This window comes from Microcoleus sp. B5-D4 (genome assembly GCF_036705145.1).
Classification (GTDB): domain Bacteria; phylum Cyanobacteriota; class Cyanobacteriia; order Cyanobacteriales; family Microcoleaceae; genus Microcoleus.
On record NZ_JAUBTV010000037.1, the window covers coordinates 60653 to 64979 of the forward strand.

The 4327-nt window shown below is 48.3% G+C and carries 2 protein-coding genes; both read left to right on the top strand.

Annotated features, from left to right (window positions below; all coding sequences use genetic code 11):
* The first annotated feature begins 152 nt into the window (after positions 1–152).
* On the top strand, positions 153–1076 hold the full coding sequence (locus tag QUB10_RS18135) for a hypothetical protein (RefSeq protein WP_333204245.1): 924 nt from the start codon (positions 153–155) through the stop codon (positions 1074–1076).
* Positions 1077–1161: 85 nt separating this feature from the next.
* Positions 1162–4137, top strand: coding sequence for an L-glutamate gamma-semialdehyde dehydrogenase (pruA, locus tag QUB10_RS18140; protein WP_333204247.1), 2976 nt, complete (start codon positions 1162–1164; stop codon positions 4135–4137).
* Positions 4138–4327 lie beyond the last annotated feature (190 nt).

Consider the following 4327-nt stretch of genomic DNA (forward strand, 5'->3'; position numbering starts at 1 on the left):
CAAGTACCATTTTTATGAACAGGCAAGATGCGTGTATCCGTGTCAAAATCAGTGTCGTGCTTTCTTCATTCTGCTAGATAATTTCAGTGCAGGCGATCGCACCAGTAACGTAAAATGTCTAAAAGCGGTCTTTGTAAAATAATTTTAGCCCCATGAGCGACGAACAGGAAAAAAAACAAATTTTGACTCAGCACCCGGAAATAATTTCCCCTAGCAGCGATGAGTTCGAGCGCAGTGAAATTGCCAGGGCTGATTCAACTTCCGCATCAGCAGAAACTACCGCAGAAATTGGCGCGCCCGAAGATATTTCAGCGCCAATCGACGCAGCCGAAACAATTCCCGTTACCGCCGATAGTACGCCGGAAACAACTCAAATTACAAGTGATCCGCCTCCAACAATTCCAACTGCCAACCCCGAACCCAAACCAGCTCGCTCGTGGCAAATCTTAGCAGTTTTTCTCAGCGGAATCTTAGTCGGTTCCGTCCTTAGTCTCGGCAGTTTGCTAGCGTGGAGAATGTATCAGGAAAGAGCGAACCTTCAAATCAAACTACCCGCTGACGTACCCCTCCCCGAAAGCCCTCCGCCTGTCGCCACAGCGCCCGTCAACCGTCGGCCCGGACTTCCCCTAGCCCCTGAAAATGGACGGCCCGCCACATTCCCTCCGTCGCCCCGTCCCACTCAAATCCCCTCTCTGTCTGGTGTTCCGCAACTTGCTTCGCCGTTGCCTTCTCCTTTGCCGTTGCCTTCTCCAACTCCAACTCCCGCTGCGGTTGAAACCCCTGTAACCGAGCGAGTTTACTTTCAAGCCGGTGCTACGGGAACTACTCTGAGCAATAGTTTGCGAGCCAACATATCCAGGCGCTACTTACTGGAGTGCAATAGCGGCCAAAGCATGACAATAAAGGTTCAAGAAGGTCAAGTTAGCGCAGCAATTATTGCTCCTAACGGTCAAAATTTAGGTACTGCTGATAGCACAGGTCAGTGGCAAGGTCAACTAGCCAGTAGCGGCGATTATACCATTGAAATTTCAGGCGATCGCCAAGCAAACTACCAAGTTAAAATTGAAGTCAAATAGCAACTATAATTGTATCAGGGGGTAGTTACACAATACATAAACCCGCCCTGGTTGCCAATTACAAATTACCCATTACTAATTACCAATGGTTGCACAAATATCTCCAAGCATCTACGAAGCAAAAACCCAAGAAATTGCCAAAGAAATCCTGAAGGCAACTCAAGACAAAAAGCGATCTTTTTTCGGTCAACTCCAAGACCAAATGCGCTGGGACGACAAACTAATGGATTGGGCGATGGCTAGCCCCGGACTGCGGGTGCAATTGTTTCGATTCATTGACTGTTTGCCGGCACTCCGCAGCAAGCCGGAAATTGCCCGCCACCTCCAAGAATACCTGACCGCCCAAGAGGTAGAATTGCCCGAAGCTTTGAAAAAATTGCTCAATTTTACTAACGCTGATTCGATTCCTGGACAATTGGCTGCGACAACGGTTGCGCCTGCGGTGGAAACTTTGGCGCACAAGTATATTTCTGGGGAAAATATCAAGCAGGTAGTTAAAACTTTAGAGCGGCTTCGCAAGGATAAAATGGGTTTTACAGTTGACCTTTTGGGGGAAGCTGTCATCACTGAAACTGAGGCGCAAATTTATCTTAACCGCTATTTGGAATTGATGGAGGAGCTGGCGAAGGCAGCAAAAAATTGGTCGCAGGTAGATGCAATTGACAAAGCTGATGATGAAACTTTGCCGCGAGTGCAAGTATCGGTAAAGTTAACGGCTTTTTATTCTCAGTTTGACCCTTTGGATGCTAAAGGTAGCGAGGAGAAAGTAAGCGAGAGAATTCGCCTGTTACTGCGCCGCGCGAAGGAATTGGGCGCGGCTGTTCATTTCGATATGGAACAGTATGCTTACAAGAGTTTAACTCTGAGCATTCTCAAAGACTTATTGTTAGAGGAAGAGTTTCGCAGTCGCACGGATATTGGAATTACATTGCAAGCATATTTGCGCGACAGTGCTCAAGATTTGCAAGGTCTTATTGCCTGGGCAAAAAAACGCGGAAATCCGGTGACAGTGCGGCTGGTAAAAGGCGCTTACTGGGATCAGGAAACTATCAAAGCGATGCAGAAAGATTGGCCGCAGCCGGTCTACAATGACAAAGTTACTACCGATGCAAATTTCGAGCAGATGACGCAGTTGCTGCTCGAAAATCACGAATATTTGTATGCAGCTATTGGCAGTCATAATGTACGATCGCAAGCAAGGGCGATCGCCATTGCCGAAACTCTCAATATACCGCGCCGCCGCTTTGAAATGCAAGTGCTGTATGGCATGGGCGACAAATTGGCTAAGCTTTTGGTCGATCGAGGTTATCGCGTCCGAGTCTACTGTCCCTACGGCGATTTGCTGCCGGGAATGGCTTATTTGATCCGCCGTTTGCTGGAAAATACCGCCAACAGTTCTTTCATCCGGCAAAGTTCCGAAGAAATGCCGATCGAACAATTGTTAGCCGCGCCCGTTGCTAACGGAAATGACCAGCTAGTTTACAGCAAAGTATTTCCCAACGTTGCCGATACCGACTACGCTAATACCAAATTGCGGCAACAAGCAGAAACAGCCATCAAATCAGTGCGGGCTAACTTAGGTAAAACCTATTTACCCCTAATCAATGGCGAGTACCAAAATACTGAAGCAACAGTTAATTCCCTCAACCCTTCCAATCCCACAGAAGTAGTTGGCAACATCGGATTGCTTTCCGAAGAACAGGCAAAACAAGCCCTGGAAGCAGCAAAAGCAGCCTCCACCAGTTGGCGAAAAACCCCCGTCCGCCAGCGCGCCGGCGTCCTCCGCAAAGCCGCAGAATTGATGGAACAGCGGCGGCACGAACTGTCAGCTTGGATGGTGTTTGAAGTCGGCAAACCCGTCAGAGAATGCGATGCCGAAGTCTCCGAAGCTATTGATTTTTGCCGCTACTACGCCGACGAAATGGAACGGTTAGAACAAGGTAAAAATTACGACATCCCCGGAGAAACTAACCGTTATAGCTATCAGCCACGCGGCATTTCTTTAATCATTTCGCCGTGGAATTTCCCCCTCGCAATTCCCGTCGGCATGACAGTTGCATCCCTAGTTGCTGGAAATTGTACTTTGCTCAAACCTGCGGAAGTTTCCTCAGTAATTGCAGCGAAAATAGCTGAAATATTGCTAGAAGCCGGAATCCCCAAAGGCGTATTTCAATACGTGCCTTGCAAAGGTTCAACCGTCGGTGCTTACATGGTGAAACATCCTGACGTTCACATGATTACTTTCACTGGTTCTCAGGAAGTGGGCTGTCAGATTTATGCCGATGCTGCGATTTTGCAGCCTGGACAAAAACACCTGAAACGAGTAATTGCTGAAATGGGCGGCAAGAATGCAATTATTGTCGATGAAAGTGCGGATTTAGACCAAGCAGTTGCAGGCGTAGTTTATTCGGCATTTGGATACAGCGGCCAAAAATGTTCCGCTTGTTCGCGAGTAATTGTGGTCGAATCAGTGTACGATAATTTTGTCGCAAGATTGGTAGAAGCGACGCGATCGCTCAATGTCGGTCCTGCAGAAAATCCCGGCACTCAAGTCGGCCCTGTGATCGATGCAAATGCCCAGTCGCGCATCCGCGAATACATCGAAAAAGGTCGCGCCGAAGCTAAAATAGCTTTAGAAATGCCGGCACCGGAAACCGGTTATTTTGTCGGCCCAGTCATTGTTACGGAAGTATCGCCCACAGCAACTATCGCCCAAGAAGAAATTTTCGGCCCGGTTTTGTCGGTGATTCGGGCTCATAATTTCAGCGAAGCGATTGCTATTGCTAACGGCACGAATTTTGCTTTAACCGGCGGATTGTATTCTCGCACGCCTTCGCATATCGATCGAGCAGCATCCGATTTTGAAGTCGGAAACCTGTACATCAATCGCGGAATTACCGGGGCTGTGGTATCGCGGCAACCCTTCGGAGGATTCAAACTTTCGGGAGTTGGTTCTAAAGCAGGTGGCCCGGATTATTTGCTGCAATTCCTCGAACCCCGCACCATAACTGAAAATATTCAGCGGCAAGGTTTTGCGCCGATTGCAGGAGTGGATGATTAATCATTCCTTTGTTCGTAGTGAGGACTTCAGTCCTCTCTCTGGCTGTTAAGTTGGTAGGGTGCGCCCAGCGCACCTTACAGGTGGGGTAACAGTAAAAAATTGTGGGAGATTAGCTAGTACAGCTCGGCGTAAGTAGACAGACTATATTTGTGGTAGAATGACATAGTTAGTTTAGACCAGTTTCGGTAGG

Bases quoted from the DNA above. Each gene is read 5' to 3' on its own strand.
- pruA (WP_333204247.1), top strand. From the start codon at position 1,162: ATGGTTGCACAAATATCTCCAAGCATCTACGAAGCAAAAACCCAAGAA.
- QUB10_RS18135 (WP_333204245.1), top strand. From the start codon at position 153: ATGAGCGACGAACAGGAAAAAAAACAAATTTTGACTCAGCACCCGGAA.